General features: G+C 64.6%; 17 protein-coding genes and 1 pseudogene. 8 read left to right on the top strand and 10 right to left on the bottom strand.

Annotation, left to right across the window (positions count from 1 at the left end):
• Nucleotides 1–42 precede the first annotated feature (42 nt).
• Nucleotides 43–807: a TorF family putative porin gene (locus MU856_RS01490; protein ID WP_186401047.1), complete on the bottom strand. Its 765-nt coding sequence runs from the start codon at nt 805–807 to the stop codon at nt 43–45.
• Nucleotides 808–1,084: 277 nt separating this feature from the next.
• Entirely contained in the window at nt 1,085–1,840 is a 756-nt protein-coding gene (locus MU856_RS01485; protein WP_062900894.1) for a TorF family putative porin, read from the bottom strand.
• A 279-nt stretch (nt 1,841–2,119) separates the two neighbouring features.
• On the opposite strand from MU856_RS01485, the gene ispG reads away from it, so the two are divergent.
• Together ispG and MU856_RS01475 are read left to right on the top strand one after the other, a co-directional pair.
• On the top strand, nt 2,120–3,271 hold the full coding sequence (ispG, locus tag MU856_RS01480) for a flavodoxin-dependent (E)-4-hydroxy-3-methylbut-2-enyl-diphosphate synthase (RefSeq protein ID WP_186401048.1): 1,152 nt from the start codon (nt 2,120–2,122) through the stop codon (nt 3,269–3,271).
• 623 nt (nt 3,272–3,894) lie between these two features.
• Complete coding sequence (locus tag MU856_RS01475) at nt 3,895–4,341, top strand: hypothetical protein (RefSeq protein ID WP_186401049.1); 447 nt, start codon at nt 3,895–3,897, stop codon at nt 4,339–4,341.
• 50 nt (nt 4,342–4,391) lie between these two features.
• Here MU856_RS01475 and MU856_RS01470 read toward each other — a convergent pair whose 3' ends face one another.
• Together MU856_RS01470 and MU856_RS01465 are read right to left on the bottom strand one after the other, a co-directional pair.
• On the bottom strand, nt 4,392–5,183 hold the full coding sequence (locus MU856_RS01470; RefSeq protein WP_186401050.1) for an enoyl-CoA hydratase/isomerase family protein: 792 nt from the start codon (nt 5,181–5,183) through the stop codon (nt 4,392–4,394).
• Nucleotides 5,180–5,956 carry an SDR family NAD(P)-dependent oxidoreductase gene (locus tag MU856_RS01465; RefSeq protein WP_062900898.1) on the bottom strand — a complete coding sequence of 259 codons (777 nt, stop codon included), beginning with the start codon at nt 5,954–5,956 and terminating at the stop codon, nt 5,180–5,182. The genes MU856_RS01470 and MU856_RS01465 overlap by 4 nt, the downstream gene beginning before the upstream one ends.
• Before the next feature lie 415 nt (nt 5,957–6,371).
• Between MU856_RS01465 and MU856_RS01460 the strand changes: the two are divergent.
• Nucleotides 6,372–6,518: pseudogene (locus MU856_RS01460) on the top strand (IS110 family transposase); the annotation flags it as partial.
• Between the two features lie 294 nt (nt 6,519–6,812).
• Here the strand turns inward: MU856_RS01460 and MU856_RS01455 are convergent.
• The gene (locus tag MU856_RS01455; protein ID WP_263588263.1) at nt 6,813–9,470 is read right to left on the bottom strand and encodes a sensor histidine kinase; all 2,658 of its coding nucleotides are present in this window, start codon (nt 9,468–9,470) and stop codon (nt 6,813–6,815) included.
• A gap of 255 nt (nt 9,471–9,725) precedes the next feature.
• Between MU856_RS01455 and kdpF the strand changes: the two genes are divergently transcribed.
• From kdpF to MU856_RS01430, 5 genes are read left to right on the top strand one after another with little or no spacing between them, the layout of a single operon-like run.
• Nucleotides 9,726–9,815: a K(+)-transporting ATPase subunit F gene (gene kdpF, locus MU856_RS01450; RefSeq protein WP_040590286.1), complete on the top strand. Its 90-nt coding sequence runs from the start codon at nt 9,726–9,728 to the stop codon at nt 9,813–9,815.
• A gap of 14 nt (nt 9,816–9,829) precedes the next feature.
• Entirely contained in the window at nt 9,830–11,533 is a 1,704-nt protein-coding gene (gene kdpA, locus MU856_RS01445) for a potassium-transporting ATPase subunit KdpA (RefSeq protein ID WP_263588262.1), read from the top strand.
• Nucleotides 11,534–11,545: 12 nt separating this feature from the next.
• Nucleotides 11,546–13,576: a potassium-transporting ATPase subunit KdpB gene (gene kdpB / locus MU856_RS01440; protein WP_186401053.1), complete on the top strand. Its 2,031-nt coding sequence runs from the start codon at nt 11,546–11,548 to the stop codon at nt 13,574–13,576.
• 10 nt (nt 13,577–13,586) lie between these two features.
• The gene (gene kdpC, locus MU856_RS01435) at nt 13,587–14,174 is read left to right on the top strand and encodes a potassium-transporting ATPase subunit KdpC (protein WP_263588261.1); all 588 of its coding nucleotides are present in this window, start codon (nt 13,587–13,589) and stop codon (nt 14,172–14,174) included.
• Between the two features lie 9 nt (nt 14,175–14,183).
• Nucleotides 14,184–14,876 (top strand): response regulator, encoded by a 693-nt coding sequence (locus MU856_RS01430; protein WP_263588260.1) that lies wholly within the window; start codon nt 14,184–14,186, stop codon nt 14,874–14,876.
• A 49-nt stretch (nt 14,877–14,925) separates the two neighbouring features.
• On the opposite strand, the gene MU856_RS01425 is transcribed toward MU856_RS01430, so the two are convergent.
• The 5 genes from MU856_RS01425 to MU856_RS01405 all read right to left on the bottom strand — a co-directional run bounded on the left by MU856_RS01425 (nt 14,926) and on the right by MU856_RS01405 (nt 23,297).
• Nucleotides 14,926–16,206, bottom strand: coding sequence for a sugar MFS transporter (locus MU856_RS01425; protein ID WP_263588259.1), 1,281 nt, complete (start codon nt 16,204–16,206; stop codon nt 14,926–14,928).
• An 82-nt stretch (nt 16,207–16,288) separates the two neighbouring features.
• Nucleotides 16,289–18,331 (bottom strand): glycoside hydrolase family 97 protein, encoded by a 2,043-nt coding sequence (locus MU856_RS01420; protein WP_186401057.1) that lies wholly within the window; start codon nt 18,329–18,331, stop codon nt 16,289–16,291.
• A complete protein-coding gene (locus MU856_RS01415) occupies nt 18,331–19,971 on the bottom strand; it encodes an alpha-amylase family glycosyl hydrolase (protein WP_186401058.1) in 1,641 nt (546 codons plus the stop codon). The genes MU856_RS01420 and MU856_RS01415 overlap by 1 nt, the downstream gene beginning before the upstream one ends.
• A gap of 15 nt (nt 19,972–19,986) precedes the next feature.
• Nucleotides 19,987–21,765, bottom strand: a complete 1,779-nt coding sequence (locus tag MU856_RS01410; RefSeq protein ID WP_234181000.1) for an alpha-amylase family glycosyl hydrolase — start codon at nt 21,763–21,765, stop codon at nt 19,987–19,989.
• A gap of 26 nt (nt 21,766–21,791) precedes the next feature.
• Entirely contained in the window at nt 21,792–23,297 is a 1,506-nt protein-coding gene (locus tag MU856_RS01405; RefSeq protein WP_263588258.1) for a tryptophan halogenase family protein, read from the bottom strand.
• Nucleotides 23,298–23,347 lie beyond the last annotated feature (50 nt).

The raw sequence follows: 23,347 nt of genomic DNA, 5'->3' as shown, positions 1-23,347 counted from the left end.
AGGAGGGGGCGGCCTCCCCCCGAAGGCCGCCCCTGCCCGGCATCAGAACGACGCGCCGAGCGAAAAGACCACCGCGCCGTCGGCGCCGATCGCTTCCTTGTAACCGCCGGCCTTGGGCTCGTCGGTGTTCACATAGCTGACGCCGAAGGTCAGCATCTTGTACGAAGCCGTCGCACCGACCGACCAGTCGAACACCTTGCCGTCGAAACCGCCGGGGAAGGCGTCGCTCCATGCTTGGCCCGCATGGGCGTTCAGCGCCAGGGGCGTGCCCGGAATGTCGGCGGCGAGTTCGCCGTGCAGATAGAAGGCCGACGATTTGGCACCGGGCGCGCGGCTTGGGTCCTGCAGATTGCCGAGCGCCGACTGCTTCCACGCATAGTTGACGCCGACCTTCGCATTCACCGGCCCGACATCGGTCGACAGGTTCAGATAGGGTTCGAAGAAGTCGGCGCCCGATCCGCCGTGCTGCGGATAGAGATAGTAAAGCAGACCGCCGTCGATCGTCACGCCGCCGACATCCTTGCTGTAACCCGCGAACAGGTCGACCTCGGTGTTACCGGCAAAGCTGACGCTCGATCCCCAGGTGCCGACGTAAAAGCCGCTTTCGTGGGTCACGGTGATGCCGCCCTGGATGGCCGGGTCTTCGCTGTTCTGGGTGAAACCGCGGAAGCGATAGTCGGATACCAGCGTCACGCTGCCCGAAATGGTGATCGGATCGGAGGGTGCTTCGTTCTGGGCGAAAGCGGTGGCGGGAAGAGCGGAAGCCGCAAGGGCAAGGCCCAGGCACGCGCGGGAGAGAGTCTTCATGGGTTGATCCCCTTAACAAGGTAAAATGGATCGTCCCTGCCTGCCGCAAGACAGCCGAAGTCTTTGCTCCGGTCGGCCGTACGTGGCGCCTCTCTCCGACAATTTGCTGCGGCGCACAAACAAAAAAGCCGCATCGGGCACGATAAGGCGCGGATTGCGACTTTTATGCAACAGGTCGTTGCGCATATCCGGTTTCAACGGAAACAATATTACGCAAACGGGCGCCAACCCTCGGTCGGCGCCCGCGCTTTATCGTCGGCTCGATCTGGCCGCGCTATCAGAAGGCGACGCCGACCTTGAAGACGACGGTCGGGTCATACAGCGTATCGACTTCCTTGATCCCGGTCTTCTTGATGTCAGTATCGACATAATGGACGCCCAGGTTGAAGATGCCCGCCGTAACCGTGGCGCCGACCGTCCAGTCGAGATAGTCGCCGCCGGGCGCCAACGCGCCGAGCGAACCGCTGGTGTAGCCGAGCGACGCGTCGACCGTGACCGGCGTATTCGGAATCCCCGACGACAGGCCGAAGTTCAGATAAATATTGTCATCGCTGCCGAGCGACTTCTGGCTGGGCGCATAGGCAACGGTCCCCGTAGCGGACACGGGTCCGATGTCGTGCGACATCTTGCCGATGATTTCGACATAGTCGACCGGACCGAAGGCATCCTTGCCATCGGGATACCAGTAATAGGTCGCGCCGATATCCACCGACGTGCCGGGCGCGACTTCGCCGCCCCAGCCCGCATAGAGGTCGACCTCGACCTTGCCATATTCATCGGTCTTCGGCAGGCCAGACCCCCAGACGCCTGCATAAAATCCGCTCTCGTGGGTCAGTGTGATCGTCGGCTGGACCTCGACCTTTTCGTTCGACAGCGAAATGCCGCGGAAACGATAGTCGGACACCAGATCGACCCCGCCCGACACGGTGATCGGACCGCTCGGCGCGTCGGTCGCGTCCTGCGCCATGGCTGGCGTCGCCATCGCCGATGTCGCGAGCAGCATGCAAAAGCACGCCTTGGTAAGAAATTTCATTGGGTGAGCCCCCCCTCTCATCGATATTGAACCGAAACCGTCCATCCTGCGGTCCCCGCCCGATCCTCTCCCGATGCTCTTGCGGCCGGCGCGTGGTCAGGAACGCGCCGAAAATCGCGCAATATGCGGCAGCGCACAATTGAAAACTGCACAAATGTTACATTCGCCGCCACACTGTGTCTTTCCCGCCACAAGCGCGGCCACCGCCCACAGGCTTTGCCAAGGCGGGCGCGGGCGGCTAAAGGAGGCCATCCTCCCTCTCCTCACCGGACCCGTTTCATGAGCGATCACAATCCCGGCCTGCGCCCTTGGCGCGACATTGCGCGGCGCGACTGCCGTCAGATCATGGTCGGCAACGTCCCTGTCGGCGGCGGCGCCCCGATCACGGTGCAGACGATGACCAACACGCCAACGAGCGATCCCGTCGCGACCATCGACCAGATCCGCCGCTGCGAGGATGCAGGCGCCGACCTGATCCGCGTCTCCTGCCCCGATACCGACAGCACCGCCGCGCTCGGCAAGATCGTCCGCGCCGCGCGCGTGCCCGTAATCGCCGACATTCATTTCCACTATAAGCGTGCGCTTGAGGCCGCCGACGCGGGTGCCGCCTGCCTACGCATCAACCCCGGCAATATCGGTTCGTCGGAGCGCGTCGGCGAGGTCGTCCGCGCCGCCAAGGCGAACGGCTGCGCCATCCGCATCGGCGTCAACGCAGGCAGTCTCGAAAAGGATCTGCTCGAAAAATATGGCGAACCCTGCCCCGAGGCGCTGGTCGAAAGCGCGCTCGACCATATCAAGCTGCTTCAGGACCATGACTTCCACGAATATAAGGTCGCGGTAAAGGCGAGCGACGTCTTCCTCGCCGTAGCCTCCTATATGCAGCTCGCCGAAGCGGTCGACTGTCCGCTCCACCTTGGCATCACCGAAGCCGGCGGGCTGATCGGCGGCACCGTCAAATCGGCGCTTGGCATCGGCAACCTCCTCTGGGCGGGGATCGGCGACACGATCCGCGTCAGCCTGTCGGCCGAACCCGAAGAGGAAGTGCGCGTCGGCTATGAAATCCTGAAATCGCTCGGCCTACGAACCCGCGGCGTCCGCGTCGTCTCCTGCCCCAGCTGCGCGCGCCAGGGCTTCGACGTCATCCGCACGGTGCAGGCGCTCGAAGACGCGCTCCAGCACATCAAGACCCCGATGTCGCTCTCAGTATTGGGCTGCGTCGTCAACGGCCCCGGCGAGGCGCGCGAAACCGACATCGGCATCACCGGCGGCGGCAACGGCAAGCATATGGTCTATCTCTCGGGCGTCACCGACCACCATGTCGAAGACGCCGACATGATCGCGCACATCGTCAAGCTGGTCGAAGCCAAAGCCGCCGCGATCGACGCCGGCAGCGCGGTGAGCATGGACGTGACTCATGGCAAGGCGGCGTAACCTGGGCGACAAGCACGCAGTGGTTTCAGAATGAGAAAGGACCGGCGGCCTTTTCTTCTTTCGTCATCGACCAGGGACCGCTTTGGGGTGGGAGCGGACGTTAGTTTATGAGATACAGCACGATTGAAACGGGTACGCTAATTAGGACCGAAATGCTTAAAATTGCGACGATCCAAGCTGCCGCGCGGCCATGGCAGTCGTCCACATGCTCAATGGCCGTTTGCGCAAGATCTACGATCAAGATTTCCATATCGACATTACCGGGGCCAAACATGTCTGCAATCGGTCGTCAGGCGCCGCTCCGAAGCCAAGGCGTCGTTGCAGTAATCTCCGCCATCGCGGCGCCTTCTGTGCCGAACATCCCGGATTGATATCCGGACGACCAGTAGGTCCCGGCGATCTGATCGAACGCTTCAAAACCTCTTCATACTCGAAAAAGCCATCCGTCCGTTTGTAGACGCGCACCTTCCTCTCACTGTTCGGACTGATCATTTCGTGAATTAGGTCCATGCGGACCCTCTTCGCATTGGGGTGTAAGTTCCGCAATCGGTCGTTGGCAGTCATTCGATCCACACCGGCGGTGAACGATTGCCTCATCCGTCCGTTCGTGCGACTTGCTCGCGATGAACAGTTCGCCAGCCATCAGCGCCGCCAAACACTTCTTAAGTGTCGTATGGGATGGCGATCGGCCAGGCGACAAAACGCTCCTCGCTGCGCTGGACGGCTTAGTCGCAGCTTATCACGTAACCCCAGTTGGAGATGTGTCAGATGCTGACGTGGACGCGCCGATGCAAAACGGCGCATCTCTCTACGCCGAAGTAGCGGCACGTTTTCCAACTTATGGCGCTTATCCGGTAGTGGACCCGACTGGATCTTTAGACGACGCGCTGATGGTCGCTGACGCAATCGATGACTTGGCTGACCTTACGTTAGATATGCGCGAGGTCTTATGGCTTGCTGACCATGTCAGTCTCAATGACGCGCATTTCGCCTTCCGGCTTCAATTCTTCCATTGGGGACAGCATGCTCGCGAACTGTCGCTGTATCTGTGCGGCCGGTTGTTTGGCTGAACGCCCACAATCGGTCGTTAGCTGCCAACCTCCCGTCTACCCCGACACCCTCACCGCTCGCGATACGCCGGGGGCCGCTTGCCGAGGAAGGCGGCGAGCGCTTCCTTATGGTCTTCGGTTGCGGAGAGGATGACCTGCTGACGATCCTCGATTGCCATGGCGGCGTCGAGGCTCTGGGCGTCGATGTTGAGGTTGAGTGCCTGCTTCGACAGGCGCAGTCCCCAGGGGCTGGTCGCGAGCATTTCTTCGGCGAGCGCCAGGCCGCGGTCCAGCAATTCGTCCTCGGCGACGATCTCGCTCACCAGTCCCGCCGACAGCGCGCGCTCGGCTTCGATGAAGCGGCCGGTCAGGATCATCTCCGACGCCAGGCTGGCGCCGATGAGACGCGGCAGGAAATAGCTCGATGCCATGTCGCAGCCGCCGAGCCCGATGCGGATGTAGGCGGCGTTGCACCGGAAGCCGGGCGCCGCATAGCGCACGTCGGCGGCAAGCATCAGCGACAGCCCGCCTCCCGCCGCGGCGCCGTGCCCCAGCGCGATGATCGGCTGCGGACAGGCGCGCATCTTGCGATAGATATTGCCGATGCTCGTCTGGGTGCGCAGTGTGCGCAGCACCGGCGTCTCGTCGCTCGACCGGTCCTCCTGAATATCGAGCCCGGCGCAAAATCCGCGCCCCGCCCCGCGCAGGATGACGACGCGTACGTCGGGCCGCGCCGCCAGCCCGCCGAAATAATCGTTCAGCTCCTCGACGAGCCCCTCGCTCAGCGCGTTGAGCCGCGCGGGCCGGTTGAGCGTTGCGATCTCGATCTGGCCGCGCGCCTCGATCAGCAGTTCGCCGCTCACAGCGTCTGGCCGTCGTCGATGGTGATCACCGAACCGGTGATGCCGCGCGCCGCGTCGGAGCACAGCATCAGCAGCGGCGTGTGCAGGTCGCTCGGCGGACGCAGCCGCTGGCGCGGGAAGCTCGCGACGAATTTGGTACCCGCCTCGCTCGCGAACAGTTCGGCGGTCATTTCGGATTCGAAATAGCCCGGCTGGATGACATTGACGCTGATCCCGCGCCGCGCCCATTCGCGGGCAAGCGCCTTGCCCATGTGGCGAACCGCGGCCTTGGTGGCGCCATAGACCGAGGTCGCCGGAAAGATCTTTTCCGCCGTTATCGACCCGATGATGACGATGCGGCCATTTTCCTTGTCGCGACTGCCCGCCGCCTCGAGCCGGCGCGCGCCTTCGGTTGCGGTCAGGAAGACCCCGCGGACATTGGCGGCGAGGAGGAAATCGACATCCTCGACCGACAGGCCGAGCGCCACCTTCTCGGTCGCGACGCCGGCATTGGCGACGATCGTATCGACGGTGCCGAACGCAGCCTCGGCGGCGTCATAGGCGGCCTTGGTCGATGCTTCGTCAGTAACGTCCATACTGACCGCGACCGCTTCGCCTCCCGCTGCGCGGATCGTCTCGACCTGTTCGGCAAGCTTGTCGGCGCGGCGTGCCGCGAGCACCACCTTCGCGCCTGCTGCGGCGAGCGCTTTTGCAAAGCCCGCGCCCAGCCCCGACGACGCCCCGGTCACCAGTGCGACGCGCCCGCTGAGGTCGAATTTCGGTTCGCTAGCCATATTTCTCTCCCTTGTTCTGGCCGCCGGACGGGCGATGCGCGGGCGGCGGCAGGGCCGCACCGTCAGTTAAGTTGACGCTTACGTCAACGGCGAGCGATGGCAAGCCCTTCCGCCCCCGGGCTGACGGAAAATCGCCGCACGGGGGGTTGACCGACCATATTTGTTCTCTTATTGTTCTTTTTGTGCACACACAACCTGTTCCCCCGTCGCGGCCGCCAAGCGTGGCGGACGGGGGAAAAAGGGCCTCTGCTCCCCACCCTTAATTAGCATACCAAATCCGCAACTTTACAATGAGGCGCCCCCCACCACTATCGCATCAGCTTTTGCGAATGGGGAACGGGAAATGACGCGCGCCTTGGCGGTGATGAAGGATCAGCATTGGGGCGAATATCCGGATGCGGCCATACCGGCGGACTGCAAAGGCGAATTGAAGCTGAAGAACTGGGCGTTCGCAATTGCCGCGCGCTCGACCATGCGCATGGCGCGGATCGCGCTCGCCCGGCGCCTCGCCATCATCATGCACGCCATGCTCCGAAATGGCACTGAGTTCCAGCCGGCCTGACCTTCGGCCCCAATACAAAGACAGGAGGCCGCACCGCGCTCCCGAGCGGGAGCGAACGCCCGAGGGAGGGAGCAGATGATGGCGCCTATGCTGTAGCATGCGGCCGACCCGTCGACCGACTGCGGTTTCAACCAAGCCACGCTCGCACCCAGCTGACCCCATCAAGTGCCGATATTGAGCACGCAGAGAACGCAGGCACCCAAAGGCATCATCCGCTCAGGACCGAGTAGCCAGACCTTGACCCATTAGAGAACAGCATAGGATGAGCGATGGCGACCGCGCGCCTTGATGCGATCATTCGGTATCGGAAATGGTCGCGATCAAGGCGGACGGGAAGGTCAGCGTAAATGCTGCGCCCCCGTCCGGATGATTGCTCGCCGAAACGGCGATGCCGAGCGCGTCGGCAAAGCCCTTGACGATCGCAAGCCCCAGCCCGCTGCCGCCGTGCCGGTCGCCGCCCTTCCCTTGCTCGAATGTGTCGAAGATTGTGCCTTCCGATCCCGGTTCCAGACCGCCGCCATGGTCGCGCACGGTCAGGGCTACGGCATCGGGCGTTCGGCGGCCAATGATGGCGATGGGCCCGGCGCTGCCGCCATGCTGGATCGCATTGGCGAGCAGATTGAGCAGAATGTGATGGAGCAGCCGCTCATCGACCCGGACAAGCGGAAGACCCGCGGGAACCTGGAAATCGACATGATGTCCGCGCAGCAGATCTTTCAGATCGTGGACCACAGCCGCCACGGCGTCGGTCAGATCGACCGGCGCCACATCCAGGTTGAGACCGCCTGAATCGAGGCGGACCAACTCGACGAGATTGTCGAGAAAACGCCGCAATCGCGACACCTCCGCGCGCGCGAGCGGCAGCGCGGACGCGCCGGGGTGCTCGCTCGCCAGCGCCTCGATCGCGGCGGTCACGCCGGTCAGCGGGGTGCGCAGGTCGTGCCCGATCGACGAGAGCAGCGCGGCGCGGAGGCGGTCGCGTTCCTCGAGGACCGACAGGCTGCGCATCTCGTCCTCCAGATGCAAGCGTTCGTGCGCGAGCGCCGCCTGGCCGACGAGCGTGGCGAGCAGCGCGGCGCGGTCGGGCGAAATCGGGTCGCGGCCGTCCTCGCTCGCGATGCCGAGGATCGCAAGAACCCCGAGCCCGGTCTTGAGCGGATGAAACTGCCAGTCGGACGCAACGAGCGTATTCGTCCCGCGTCCCGCAGGTTCGCCGCTCGTCCAGGCCCATTCGGCCGCCGCCTGATCGATCGGCGAGATCGCCGCATCGACGGGCCGCGCGACCAGCGGTCGCAACAGCCCGCCCTGCTCGGCCAGAATGATGCTGCGCACGCCCAGCAAGCGCGCCACTTCCTCGCAGGTTACCGCAGCGGTGGTTTCGCGATCGGAGGCGCGCGCAAGCATCTGCGCGAAGGCGGCAAGCGACGCATTTTCCTGCGCGCTGCGAACCCCGATCCGCGCGCGCGTCCGCAGCCGGCCGGCAAGATTGCTGACCACCGCGGCGACGCCGGTAAGGATCAACATGGTGAGGACGCTCTGCGGATCGGCGATCGTGAAGGTATGCCGCGGCTCGAGGAAGAAGAAGTTGAACGCCAGCGCCGCCACGAGGCTCGCGAACAGCCCCGGACGCAAGCCGTAAAGCGTCGCGGCGACAATCACCGGAACGAGATACAGCAGGTCGACGGCCCCGGTCCCGATCCATGGTTCGGCCAGACGCGCGGCGCCCGTCATCAACGCGATGAGCCCCAGTCCGACCGCATAGCTCGACGGGCGCCCCCAGCCGCGTGTCCAGTCGAGACCCCGGCGCGGGGCAGGAGATTCGCGGGGTGACGGGATGACGTGGATGGCAAGGTCGCCCGCGTCGTGGATCAGCGCCTCGACGACCGAACCGTGGCGAAGTTCGAACCACCAGCTACGCTGTGACCTGCCGATGATAAGCTGGGTCGCGCGCATCACCTCGATCTGGCCGCGCAGTCCGGCAATAACGCTCTCCGCAGGAACGGTAGCGATCGTCGCGCCGAGGGTAGCGGCCAGTGCGAGCGACGCGGCTATCCGCCGCCGGGCATCGTCGTCGAAGGCCGCGCTTCGTGCCGTCTCGATATGCACCGCCGTCCATGGGGCGTTCAGCCCGTCGGCAAGGCGCTTTGCGGTGCGCACGAGCATATCGCTGCCTGGCTGTTCGCTGATCGCGACGAGGATCCGCTCGCCGGCCGCGAAGGTGCCCGCTTCGCCCGTCGCATCGAGATCGTGCAACATTTGCCGGTCGACGCTCAAGGCAGCTCGCCGGAGCGCCATTTCGCGCAGCGCCGAAAGGTTCGCCTTCGAAAAGAAATGGCCGAGGGCACGGCTTGCCTCGTGCGGCACATAGACCTTGCCATCGCGCAGCCGGTCGATCAGTTCGTCGGGCGGCAGGTCGACGAGCTTGATTTCGGCTCCTTCGAACACGCTGTCGGGTACCGTCTCGCGAACGCGCACCCGGGTAAAGCTTGCGACGACGTCATTCAGGCTTTCGACATGCTGGACGTTGAGCGTCGTATAGACGTCGATCCCGGCGTTCAGCAGTTCCTCGACATCCTGCCAGCGTTTGGGATGCCGGCTGCCGTCGATATTGGTATGGGCATATTCGTCCACCAGCGCGAGTGTCGGGGCGCGGCGGAGCACGGCATCGATGTCCATCTCGGTCAGTTGGTGGCCGCGATAGGCGACTTCGCAGCGCGGCACGACCTCCATCCCGTCGAGCAGTGCTTCGGTATCGGCCCGACCGTGCGTTTCCACCACGGCGACGACGACGTCCTGTCCGTCGCGCCGCAACGCGGCACCTTCGCTGAGCATCGCATAGGTTTTGCCCACGCCCGGCGCCGCACCGAGAAAAATCTTCAGCCGCCCGCGCGCCTCGCGCTTTGCCTGCCGCAACAGGGCTTCGGGTGAGGGTCTCTTGGTGGCCGATACCATGCGCCCGCTTACCCCGGTCGCGGACACAGGGCCAAGCGACAATCGGCGATCTTTATGGAATCCTTATGCGCCCGGCGAAAATCGACCGCGAAACTTTACGGCGAAGGGGCGTAGCGGCGTCGCATTCAGTCCGGCTCCCTCGGGAGTCGCCCTTTGCCGGAGACCTATGATGACCGATCTGATGTGGCTCGCCCTTACCGCGCTGCTGTTCGCAGCCACGCTCGGCTACGCGCGCATCTGCGACAAGGCCTGACCATGAGCGCTTCGTCGATGCTCGCTGGCGCCGTCGCTGCGGCGCTGTTCGTCTATCTCGTGGTGGCGCTGCTGCGCCCCGAACGTTTCTGACCGGAGGCAATCCCATGACCTTGTCCGGATGGATGCTCATTTTCACCTTCGTCGCGATCCTTGCCGTCCTTGCCAAACCGATGGGCCTCTGGCTCTTTGCCCTTTACGAAGGGCGCACGACCCCGCTTCATCGCATCCTGGGGCCAGTCGAGCGGGGCTTCTACCGGATGGCCGGGATCGACCCGACCGAAGAGCAGGGCTGGCGGCGCTACGCGCTTCACATGCTGCTGTTCAACCTCGCGCTGCTGCTTTTCACCTATGCGGTGCTGCGATTGCAGGGGGTACTTCCCGTTAATCCGCAAGGCTTCGGCGCGGTCGGCGCCGACGGCGCTTTTAGTACGGCGGTCAGCTTTACGACGAACACCAACTGGCAATGGTATTCGGGCGAGACGACGCTGTCGAACCTGTCGCAGATGCTCGGGCTTACGATCCAGAACTTCCTCTCCGCCGCCACCGGTATCGCGATTGCCTTCGCGCTGTTTCGCGGTTTCGCAAGGCGCGAAACGGGAACGATCGGTAATTTCTGGGCCGATACGACGCGCATCACGCTCTATCTGCTGCTTCCCATCTGCACGGTCTACGCGCTGTTCCTGATCGCGAGCGGCGTGCCGCAGACGCTGGCGGGATCGGTCCACGCAACGACGCTCGAAGGCGTGCGACAGACGATCGCGCTCGGTCCGGTCGCAAGCCAGGAAGCGATCAAGATGCTGGGGACCAATGGCGGCGGCTTCTTCAACGCCAACAGCGCGCACCCTTTCGAAAATCCGACCGCGCTCACCAATCTGATCCAGATGGTCTCGATCTTCCTGATTGGCGCCGGGTTGACGTGGTGCTTCGGCAAGGCGGTTGGCGACACGCGCCAAGGCTGGGCAATCCTCGCGGCGATGGGACTTATTTTCATCGCCGGCGCCAGCATTGCCTATTGGCAGGAGGCTGCCGGCAACCCCGCACTTCATTACCTCGGCGCTGGCGGCGGCAATATGGAGGGGAAGGAAGTTCGCTTCGGCATCGCCGCCTCTTCGCTCTTCGCCGTTGTCACCACGGCGGCGTCCTGCGGGGCCGTCAATGCCATGCACGACAGCTTCACCGCAATCGGCGGCCTGATCCCGCTACTCAACATCCAGCTCGGCGAGGTTGTGGTCGGCGGTGTCGGCGCGGGCATCTATGGCTTTTTGCTTTTTGCCATCCTCGCGGTGTTCGTCGCGGGCCTCATGGTGGGGCGCACACCCGAATATGTCGGCAAGAAGATCGAGGCGCGCGAGGTCAAGCTCGCGGTCCTAGCCATTGCGATCCTGCCGCTGGTCATCCTCGGCTTCACCGCCATTGCCAGCGTGCTCCCCGTGGGGCTTGCCGGGCCGCTCAACAAGGGGCCGCACGGCTTCTCGGAGATTCTCTACGCGTTCAGCTCGGGGGCCGGTAACAATGGCTCGGCCTTTGCGGGCCTGAGCGCGGGCACTCCCTTTTACAATGCTATGATCGGGATCGCGATGTGGCTTGGCCGGTTCTTCGTGATCGTGCCGGTGCTCGCCATCGGGGGCAGCCTTGCCGCAAAGCGCCACACCCCCGCTACCAGCGGCTCTTTCCCCACCACCGGGGGGCTGTGGATCGGCCTGCTGATCGGGATCATCCTGATCATGGGCGGCCTCACCTTCCTTCCCAGCCTCGCGCTAGGTCCCGTCGCCGATCATCTCTCGATGATGGCCGGCCAGCGCTTCTGAGGGATCAGCAACATGACGACTCCAACCTCGATGTTCAGCCCCGCACTGGTCGTTCCGGCGATGCGTGATGCGGTAAGGAAGCTCAATCCGCGCGAGCTGATGCGCAACCCGGTGATGTTCACCACCGCCTGCGTTGCCCTGCTCCTGACGGTGCTGCTCGCGCTCGGCGACCCCGGCCTGTCGCTGGGTTTCGAAATCCAGCTCGTCGCCTGGCTCTGGCTCACCGTGCTTTTCGGCACCTTTGCCGAAGCCCTGGCCGAGGGACGCGGGCGTGCCCAGGCGGCCTCGCTTCGCGCAACGAAAGCCGAGTTGCGCGCCAAGCTGATGCTCGGCGTCGGCGAGACTTATGAAATCGTCGCCGCAAGCCAGCTCGAAAAGGGCGAGATCGTGCTGGTCGAGACGGGCGACCTCATCCCCGCCGACGGCGAGGTGATCGAAGGCGTCGCATCGGTCAACGAAGCGGCGATCACCGGCGAAAGCGCCCCCGTGATCCGCGAGGCCGGCGGCGATCGTAGCGCCGTGACAGCCGGCACGCGCGTCATCTCCGACCGCGTCAAGGTGCGCGTCACTGCCGAGCCGGGCCAGGGTTTTCTCGACCGCATGATCGCACTCGTCGAAGGCGCCGAGCGGCGCAAGACGCCCAACGAGATTGCGCTGACGATCCTGCTCGTCGGGCTGACCATCATCTTCCTGATCGCCGTCGCGACCATTCCGGGCTTCGCGTCCTATGCCGACGGATCGATCCCGGTCGCGTTGCTCGCGGCCCTGCTCATCACGCTGATCCCGACGACCATTGCGGCACTGCTCTCCGCCATCGGGATTGCCGGAATGGACCGCCTTGTGCGCTTCAACGTGCTGGCCAAGTCGGGCCGGGCCGTCGAGGCCGCAGGCGATGTCGATGTTCTCCTGCTCGACAAGACCGGCACGATCACGATCGGCGACCGCCAGGCCAGCGAGTTCCGCGCGCTGGCGGGCGTCGATGACGAGACTCTGGCGGAGGCCGCACTACTCGCCAGCCTGGCCGACGAAACCCCCGAGGGCCGTTCGATCGTGACGCTTGCGCGCGAACGCTATGCGATCCGCGTGGTGGCGCTTCCGGTCGGGTCCGACGTCATCCCCTTCACCGCGCAAACGCGCCTTTCGGGGGTCACGGTCGCCGAGGTGACGATCCACAAGGGCGCGGTCGATTCGATCTTCAAGGCTCACCCCGACACCGTATCCTCGCCTGCCGCGCAGGAGTTGCGCCGCATAACGGACGAAGTTGCGCGCGCCGGCGGCACGCCGCTCGCGGTGGTCAGGGACGGACGTCTGCTCGGCGCCATCCACCTGAAGGACGTCGTGAAGGCGGGCGTTCGCGAACGCTTCGGCGAATTGCGCAAAATGGGAATCCGCACCGTCATGATTACGGGCGACAACCCGCTGACGGCCGCGGCGATCGCCGCCGAAGCCGGGGTGGACGATTTCCTGGCCGAAGCGACGCCCGAGGACAAGCTTGCCCTCATTCGCCGCGAGCAGGCCGAGGGACGGCTCGTTGCCATGTGCGGCGACGGCACCAACGACGCCCCCGCGCTGGCGCAGGCCGATGTCGGCGTCGCGATGAACACCGGCACGCAGGCGGCGCGCGAGGCGGGCAATATGGTCGATCTCGACAGTGATCCGACCAAGCTGATCGAGGTTGTGGGCCTGGGCAAGCAATTGCTGATGACGCGCGGCGCGCTGACGACCTTTTCGGTCGCTAACGATGTCGCCAAATATTTTGCGATCATCCCGGCGATCTTCGTCTTTCTCTATCCTGAGCTCGGCGTTCTCAACGTCATGCGCCTTGCCACGCCCGAAAGCGCGGTACTGTCGGCGATCATCTTCAACGCCTTGATCATTCCGTGCCTCGTCCCGCTTGCGCTCAAGGGCGTGCGCTACCGGCCGATGCCTGCCGGCCCGTTGCTCGCGCGCAATCTTTCGATCTTCGGCCTAGGCGGACTGGTCGCGCCATTCGTCGGCATCAAGCTGATCGACCTCGCCGTGTCCGGCCTCCAGCTTGCGTAAGGACAATTCCATGCTTTCCGAACTCAAATCCGCCCTTCGTCCCGCGCTCGTGCTGACCGCGCTTTTCGCTCTCCTCCTCGGGCTGGCCTATCCGCTTGCGCTGACGGCTATGGGCCAGCTCGTCTTTCCGGAGCAAGCCAATGGCAGCCTCGTCCGCGACGGTTCAAAGATCGTGGGGTCGAAGCTGATCGGCCAGCGATTCCTGGCCGACGCCTATTTCCACGGGCGCCCCTCGGCCGCCGGCGCCGTTGGTTATGATGCCGCCGCTTCCTCGGGGTCGAATCTCGGTCCGGCGAGCAAAGCGCTTGCGGATCGCGTCGCCGCCGACGTCAAGGCGCTCACTACAACGGCACCGGGCCGCCCTGTCCCGCCCGACCTGGTGACGACCTCCGCCTCGGGGCTGGACCCCCACATCAGCCCCGAGGCGGCTTTTTTCCAGATTGCGCGCGTGGCGAAAGCGCGCGGCATCGACGACGCCAGCCTCCGGTCACTGGTCGAGGCATCTGTCGAACACCCGCTCGCAGGCATCCTTGGCGAAAGGCGCGTCAACGTGCTGATGCTCAATCGGGCACTCGACGCGCGCTTCCCGACGAAATAGGCTGGCCGGATGGTGCCCCCGGCAAAAATCCTGATCATCGAGGACGATGCCCATATCCGGCGGCTGTTGCAGGCCACGCTGCAGCGCGCCGGTCATCAGGTGATCGAAGCCGACAGCGCCAGGCAGGCGATCGCCCTGTTCGACATCGAACGGCCCGATGTCGTGCTGCTCGATCTCGGCCTGCCCGATCGTGACGGGCTGGAATTGATCGAGCCGCTGCGGCTGCGCTCGAACGCCACGCTGATCGTCGTATCGGCGCGCGAAAACAGTGTCGAGAAGGTGACGGCGCTGGATCTGGGCGCCGACGACTATGTCACCAAGCCCTTCGATACCGAGGAATTGCTCGCCCGGATCCGCACGGCGCTGCGCCACCAGCGCGCGTCCGCGTCCGGCGAGGAACCCACCGTTGTCGAGGCGGGCGCGCTGCGAATAGACCTTGCGCACCGCCGCGTCTTTCGCGGCGCCAAGGAGGTTCATCTGACCCCGAAGGAATATGGCGTCCTGGCCGAACTTGCGCGCCGCCCCGACCGCGTCCTGAGCCACACCCAATTGCTGACCTCGGTGTGGGGTCCGGCCCAGGCCGATCGCGTGGAATATCTGCGGATCGTCGTCCGCGGACTGCGCCAGAAACTGGAAGAAGATCCGTCGCAACCGAAGCGGATCGTCAACGAACTGGCCGTGGGGTACCGGCTGCGGACCTAGTTTGGCCGATTTCGGACAGTCAGCTTTTGCCCCGGCAAATGCGATGCCGTCATGCCGGCCGCCGAGCATAGTGGCCGAAGGCAGCGATGACGGCATAGCAAGCGGCGGGAAGGAGCAGCGCGAGCCCAAGATGCCCGGTGAGGTCCGCGATTGCACCGGTCGCGAGCGGGACCACGGCACCTCCAAAGATCGCGATATTGATGATCCCTGACCCGTCGGCAGCGCGGGGACCGAGCTTTTCGGAAGCGAGGCTGAAGATCGTCGGGAACATGATCGCGTTCATCAGGCCTATGGCAAGCAGGCTGTAGCCCGACAGAGCACCGGTCGTGCTGGTGGAGACAAGGATCAGCGCGATCGCGCCGACCGCGACCCAGGCGAGCAGCTTGCCCGGACTGATGACGCGCATCACTGCCGATCCGATGAAACGCCCAGCCATCGCGCCGCCCCAATAGAGTCCGATGAGCTTGCCCGCCGCCTGTTCCTGCAGGGCCAGGACGTGCCCCTGCATCAGGTAGCTGACTATCAACGACCCGATCGACACTTCAGCGCCAACATATAGGAAGATGCAGAGAGCGCCGAAGCCGAAACGCGGACGCCTTAGCAGGTCAAAACCCGCAAGCGCGGCACTCGCCTCATGCCGCTCGCCCTTCAGGCGCTTGCGGAACATCCACACGGTCGCCGCCACGACCGCAAGCGCGACCGCAATGCCGAGATAGCCATGCACGATCGCGAGGCTTTCGGAAGTGCGATAGGCGTCGAGCTCGGCGCCCGATAGCTGATCGGCGCTCACTTTTGCCAGACCGCCGAGGATAAGCGTCGACCCTGCGACCGGGAACAGCGTGGTACCCAGCGAGTTGAACGCCTGTGCGAAGGTCAGGCGGCTGTGCGCTGTCTCAGGCTTACCAAGCAGCGAGATCAGCGGATTGGCAACGACCTGCACGATAACCACCCCGCTCGCGAGGACAAACAGCGCAAGCAGGAACAGGCCATAGGTCGCATTCTGCGATGCCGGAATGAACAGGAGACAGCCTACCATCATCGTAAGCAGGCCCGCGACCGCACCGCGCATATAGCCGATCTTCTTGACAAGCTTCGCCCCCGGTATCCCGATGAGCAAATAGGCGGTGAAGAAGCAGAACTGTACGAGCATTGCCTGCGTGTAGTTGAGAGTGAATAGCTCCTTCAGCTTCGGAATGATCACGTCGTTCAGAGACGTGATCCCCCCGAAGATGAAGAACAGCCCCATCACGAACAGCCGCAGCTCCGGTGCGTCGACATAAGCTTCCGTTCCTGCATCCCCGGCGCTGGTCCGGGCGGGCGTATGGGCCATCCTGCTTCTCCAAAATAGTCCTATCGACGATAGGTGATGTCGTTATCGCGATCCGTAGGGTCGGCCATAATCAGGACGCGTATCATTTACCCGCGGCAAGGCGCATGGCGGCGCCGCCGCCGGGCGCGAGCCACAGGGTATAGCTATCACCCTTTTTCACCTTGATCCTGTCGTATGCGATGCTGTGCCGCGCATCGGTCAGATAAGTGGCGCCGTCGCCGTCCTTATAAATCGTCGCGACGTAGGTTCTGCCCGGTTCCAGAAAGTCGAAGCGCAGCGTCAACGTCCGCGCCGTCGCATCGTTGACGCCGCCAACATACCAGTCAGCACTGTTGCGGTCCTTGCGCGCGAAAATAGCATAATCCCCGACCTCGCCCGCGATCAGGTGGCTTTCCGACCAGTCGGCCGGCACTGTCGAGATGAAATCGAGCTCGCGCGGAAACTTCTCCAGCGTTTCGGGGAAATCGGCCGCCATCTGGATCGGCGAATAGATGGCGAGATAGAGGCCGAGCTGCTTCGCCAGCGTCGAAGCCAGCGGCGCATGGTTCGCACCCTCGAGACTGAGGACCCCTGGCGTGAAGTCCATCGGCCCCGACAGCATCCGCGTATAGACGAGCGTCGGTTCGTGATCGGGGCCGTTTGCGAAGGCGCCCCAGGCATTATATTCCATGCCCCGGGCGCCTTCGCGTGCGACCCAGTTGGGATAGGTGCGGCGAAGGCCGGTGTCCTTCACCGGCTCGTGCGGATCGACCGCCACATGATATTTGGCGGCGGTCTGGACGACCTTCAGATGATGCTGCACTTGGCGCTGGCCGTCGTGCCACTCCATCGCAACGCTGTCGGCGGTGTCGCCCGGCGCGATGATGCCGCCCGCGTCGGCGACATAGCCGGTCTTGACCGTCCCGACGCCGAGCCGGCCGTACAGCTTCATCGCATCGTCGAGCTGCGCCTCGTAAACCTTGATATTCCCGCCGGTTTCATGGTGTCCGATCAGCTGGACATGCTTAGCGCGGGCATAGTCGGTAACCGCCTTCAGGTCGAAATCGGGAGTCGCCTCGGTAAAGCTGAACTCGTCGCCGTGGCCGAACCAGTTGCCGTTCCAGCCCTTGTTCCAGCCCTCGACCAGCACGCCGCCGAAGCCGTGCTTGGCTGCGAAATCGATCGTCGCTTTCGTGCGCTCGGTTGTCGCGCCATGCTTCGGCCCCTCGGCCCAGGTCCAATCGCCGCGGATCATGCCCCACCAGATGCCGACATATTTCATCGGCTTGAACCAGCTGACATCGCCCAGCTTGTTCGGTTCGTTGAGATTGAGCTCGAGGTCGCTTTCGACCAGCCCCGCCGCGCTGTCCGCAATGCGGATCGTGCGCCATGGCGTCGCGAACGGCAGGTCGCGCACGACGCGCGGCCCCTTCGACGAGGGTGCCAGCGTGGCGCGGAATTTCTGCCCTTCGGCGCGCTTCAGCCACATCCCCGAATAGTCGACGAGCGCTGCCTCGTGGAACGACAGATGCGTCCCGTCGTCGAGCCGCACGGTCATCGGGGTGTGCGCGGTGGCGACGGCATCGACCGGCGTCTTTTGATAGATTTGCTCGTACCGGTTCCACTCGCCGGCGGTGATCCACCACGCCGTGCCCTTGGGCACCAGGTCGAACTCGGTGATTTCGTCGGCAATCTTCGCGGTCTTGAGCCCCGCCTGCTCGGGGAGCTCGTAGCGAAAGCCGATGCCGTCGTCGAACAGGCGGAAGCGGACGTTCATCGCATGGCCGCCCCAGCTTTCGTTCTGGCGCAGGCGAACGAGCAGTTCGTTGTGGTGGTCGCGCACGAAGCGGCGTTCGCCCCAAGGCTGTTCCCAGCGGCTGTCAGCGCTCGCGCGCTCGATGCCATCGATCGCGAAGCCGCGCTGGAGGCCGATCCCGTCGGTGAGCAGGAAGCCGAGCTTCGACGGCGCGAACAGCAATTGCCCCTTGCGCGACAGCGACCAGGTCGGCCGCTGATCGTTGTCGGTCGCGACGGTCAGCACCAGGCTACCGTCGGGCGAGGTTGCGGTGACCGACGCGGGCGCCTCCTGCGCGACGGCGGGTGACGCGGCGAGAAGCGCGAGCGGGGCAAGGCGAAGCATGGACATCAATGTTCGATCCGGATCCAGAGGGCACCGCAAGGCGGCAAGGTGTCGGCGTCGGCCCCATTGATCGCCACGATCGGCGTTCCGCCGCGATGCTGCGCGGCAATGTCAATGGACTCCCCGCCGAGGTTGAAGAGGCAGCGGATCGTTTCGCCTCCGGTCACGCGGTCGAAGACTAGCAGGTCGCCTTCGGCTACCCAGTCGCCGTCGCGGCCGTGACGGAGCGCGGGATGCGCTGCCCGCAGCGCGACGAGCCGCCGCGTCAGGTTGAGCAGCGACGCGGGGTCGCTATCCTGCCGGTCCACCGCGAGGCCGGCGTGCGCGTCACCCAGCGGCAGCCACGGACTGGCGGACGAAAATCCGGCATGCGCCGCATCCCCCGCCCACGGCAACGGCGTCCGCGCGCCGTCGCGCGACAGGGTCAGCGGCCAGTTCTTCAGCGCTTCGGGATCCTTGACCATCTCGAACGGGATATCGACCTGATCGAGCCCCAGTTCCTCGCCATTATAGATGATGATGTTGCCGCGCAGCGCACACAGCAGCGCCATCTTCATGCGCGAATAGGCGGCGGCATCGACGCCGGCGGGCGTCCAGCGCGACACCGCGCGCGGCGCGTCGTGGTTTTCAAAGGCCCAGCTCGGCCAGCCGATACCCGGCGCGTCGGGCCATTGCTCGGCAGCTTCGCGAACGAGCTTCGGCGTCAGCCGGTCGGCGTAGAGGAAGTCGAAACCATAGGCGCTGTTCAGGCGCCGGTCGCCCACGGTGAACAGCTTCATCTCGCGCACCGCATCGTCGCCGCCAACCTCGGCGACGGTGAAGCTGCCGCCATATTCGTCGGTCAGCGCGCGAATGCGTTCGAGGAACAGCGGGATGTCGGGATGCGACTGGTTGTAGATTTTCAGCTGAAAATCGAACGGCCGGGTGCGGACCTTGTTCGACGGCGGCGCCGGCGGATTGTCGCGCAATTCGGGATCGTGCATCGCAAAATTGATCGCGTCGATGCGGAACCCGTCGACGCCGCGGTCGAGCCAGAAGCGGACCACGTTCAGCAACGCATCCTGCACCGCGCGGTTGTGGACGTTGAGCTGCGGCTGGGTCCCCAGGAAATTGTGCATATAATATTGGCCGCGCCGCGCGTCCCACGTCCATGCCGGACCGCCGAACACCGACTGCCAATTAGTCGGCGGCGAGCCGTCGGGCTTCGCATCGGCCCAGACATACCAGTCGGCCATCGCATTATCCCTGCTCGCGCGGCTGGTCGCGAACCAGTCGTGCCGGTCCGACGTGTGTGCAAAGACAAGGTCGGTCGTCACCTTCAGACCCAGCGCGTGCGCGCGCGCGACGAGCGCGTCGAAATCGTCGAGCGTCCCGAAGATCGGATCGACGCCGTAATAATCGGCAATGTCGTATCCGAAATCGTCCATTGGCGAGGGATAGAAGGGCGACAGCCAGATTGCATCGACACCCAGCGAGGCAACATAATCGAGCCGCGCGGTGATGCCGGCCAGATCGCCGATCCCGTCGCCGTTTGAATCGGCAAAGCTGCGCGGATAAATCTGGTAGATCGCCGCGCCCTTCCACCACGGCAGGTCGGCGTCGGCGACGGCGTGCGGTTGTTTGGCAAGGCTATGGTTCGTCGTCACGCGTCGTTTTTCCGCTTATTCGTTGGCCTGGCATATGGCGGTGCCGAAGGCGGGGAGAGTGAGGGACAGGCTGCCCGGTGCGGCGGCGTGCGCCGGGCAGTCGCCAAGGAGCGACGTAAAGGCCGCGCTTTTCATGTCGATGGCAATATTGGCCGAGACGGGCGTTGCAGACGTATTGAACGCCAGTAGCACTTCGCGGCCGGAGTCGGGATCGAACCGCGAGACCGCGAGCAAGCCCGGCTTTTCCGAAATGGCGCGCAGCTTCGTCGTCCCGTGCAGCAGCGCGGGCGTCTTGCGGCGGATAGCCGAAAGCGCCGCGATCTCGCGGTAGAGCGGATGCGCCGGGTCGAAATTGGCCGACGCCGTGGTCGCATCGGTGCCGATCAGATCGTTGTCGTTATAGACGTCGACCGTCGAGGCGAACATGTCCTCGCGCGCGAGCTGGTCGCCCCCGTCGGACACGAAGCCCTGCTCGTCGCCATAATAGATCGTCGGGACACCGCGCAGCGTCAGCAGCATGGCATGGCCCAGCATCACGCGCTTCAGCAGGTCGTCGGCGCTCGCACCGGGGTTTGCCTGCTTCACGAACATCGCGAAGCGGCCCATGTCGTGGTTGCCGAGGAAGGTCGGGAGTTGCAGCGCCGCGGCCGGCCCGCCCTTGTACAGCACATCGCCATCGAACAGCCGTTCGAACACGGCGGTTCCGGTTGTTCCGCCGACCGCATCGATCACCGCGCGCGCAAAGCTGAAGTCGAGCACCGCTGGCAATCCGGCGACGCGCGTGTGGCGCGCCAGCGATCCGGGGTCGACCGCGTCGTTATAGACTTCCCCGAAGATGTGGAAATTCGGAATCCCCCGCGCTTTCGCCCGCGCCAGCATCGCGGGCACGAAGGCCTGCCAGAATTCGGGGTTCACATGCTTCGCGGTGTCGATGCGGAATCCGTCGATCCCGAACGCGTCGATCCAGCGGCCATAGATGTCGATGAAGCCCTGCACGACCTTCGGATCCTCGGTCGCGAGATCGTCTAGCCCTGCAAAATCGCCATAGAGCGCAGACTCGCCAACCCAGTCGCTGTTGCCGCGATTATGATAATAGATCGGGTCGTTCAGCCACGCCGGCACCTTGGCCTTTTCCTCGCCCTGCGGCACGACGGGCGTATAGGCGAACGATGGATCGGTCAGCTTTGCCCAGTTTTCGGGCGAGCGATCACCGTCGCCGACGAAACCCCGATTGATCGCCGCGCCGCCGGCACCGCCGCGCCGTGAAAAGGGATAATCGGCAAGGCTGCGATAGCGATACCCCGTCCCGTCGCCTTCGGTGTAGCGAATGACGTCGGCGGTGTGGTTGGTGATGATGTCCATATAGACCTTCATCCCGCGCGCGTGCGCCGCGTCGACGAAGGCCCGGAATTCGTCATTGGTCCCGAAGTGCGGATCGACGCGCGTGAAATCGGTCACCCAATAGCCGTGATAACCAGCGCTTTCGTCGCCCTTGGGTCCCTGCACCGGCTTGTTCTTGAAGATGGGGGCGAACCAGATCGCGGTCGCGCCCATCCCCTGGATATAGTCGAGCCGCTTCGTCAGCCCGGCAAGATCGCCACCGTGGTAGAAGCCCTTGGCCGACGGATCGTAACCGGTTGCGAGCCGGTCGCCCGTCAGTCCGCCGCGATCGTTGCGCGGGTCGCCATTCTCGAACCGGTCGGGCAGGACGAAATAGATCACTTCTTCGGTCGCGGGGCGCGCGCGGACGTCGGCGAGGCCGGCCTGCGCCAGCACCGGAAGCGGCGCCAACATCAGCGCAAGCGCGGCGAGCCCGCGGATCACGCCGCCACCGCCGCGCGCGAGGTCGCCGCAAGGAAATCGTCATAGCTCGCCATTTGCGCGACCTCCGCTTCGACCATCGCCGCGACGCCGGCCATATAGCGCGCGAGGTCGTCGGCGCCGATCCCATCGGCGAGCGGATGCCACGCGCGCGGCGCAATCCCCTGCCCCACCAGCACTTGCAGCCAGCCCGATTCGGTGAACAGCTCCTCATGCTCGCGGAAGATGAGCCCCTGCGCGCGGAACAGCTCGATCTTCGCCGCGAGCGTGTCGGGAACCGGCATCTCTGCCCGGTCGCGCCAATAGGCCGTGTCGCGGCGTTCGGTCGCCTTGAAATGCAGGATGATGAAGTCGCGGATACGTTCCCACTCGAAGTCGCTCTGCCGGTTGAACTCGGCGGCGACGGCGGGGTCGGCAGCGCCCGATGGCAACATCTTGAGCAGCCGCGATATGCCGGCCTGCACCAGATGGATGCTCGTCGATTCGAGCGGCTCCATGAAGCCGCTGGCCAGGCCAAGCGCGACGACATTGCGGTTCCACATCCGGCGCCGCTTGCCGCTGACGAAGCGCAGCCGGTTCGGTTCCGCCTGCGCGGGTCCGTCGAGATTGGCAAGCAGGGTCGCGACGGCCTCGTCGTCCGTTACATGGTCCGAAGAATAGACATAACCATTGCCGATCCGGTGCTGCAGCGGGATACGCCACTGCCAACCCGCGTCGCGCGTCGTCGCGCCGGTCCACGGCAGCTGCGGCGTGGCGCCGTGCGCGCACGGCACCGCCACCGCGCGATTGTTGAGAAGCCAGTGCGACCAGTCCTCATATCCGGTTTCGAGCGCGTCCTCGATCAGCAAGCCCCGGAAACCCGAACAGTCGATGAAGAAATCGCCCTCGACAGACCGCCCGTCATCGCACGCGACGCCGGTGACATCGCCGGTCTCGCCATTCAGACGGACATCGACAACTTTCCCCTCGATCCGCTCGACACCGCTCACTTCAGCGCGGCGGCGCAGAAAGGCAGCGTAGAGCGCGGCGTCGAAATGGAATGCATAGGGCATCTCGAGCAGATGCGGCGATGTGCGCGGCGCGCCGCGCTGCATTCGCCGCGCGTACGCGGCCCGCTCGTTGAGAGAATAATGGTCGAGCGTTTCGGCCACCCCGGCCGCCCGCGCGCGCAACCAATAGTGATGGAACTCAAGCAGGCCGAGCCCGCGCCCGACCGCGCCGAAGGCGTGCATGTAGCGATGACCGGGCCGCGTCCAGCCGTTGAATTCGATGCCGAGCTTGATCGTGCCCTGCGTCGCGGCAAGAAACTCATCCTCGTCGATGCCGATTGCGGCGTTGAACAGACGGATCTGCGGGATCGTCGCCTCGCCGACGCCGACGGCGCCGATCGCGTCCGATTCGACGAGCGACACCGACCAGCCCGCCGGCAAAAAGCGGCGCAAGCAGGCGGCCGCCATCCAGCCTGCCGTGCCTCCGCCGATGATAACTAGCCGCATGGGGGACATAAGATCAGCCTCTGCCCTGTAGCGCAACAAGAGGACGGGGGCGGCGCGAC

Source organism: Sphingopyxis sp. GC21, from assembly GCF_025727575.1.
GTDB classification, from domain to species: Bacteria; Pseudomonadota; Alphaproteobacteria; order Sphingomonadales; family Sphingomonadaceae; genus Sphingopyxis; species Sphingopyxis terrae_A.
Note: the sequence above shows the minus strand (reverse complement) of the source record. Positions and strands in the feature narration are given on the sequence as shown.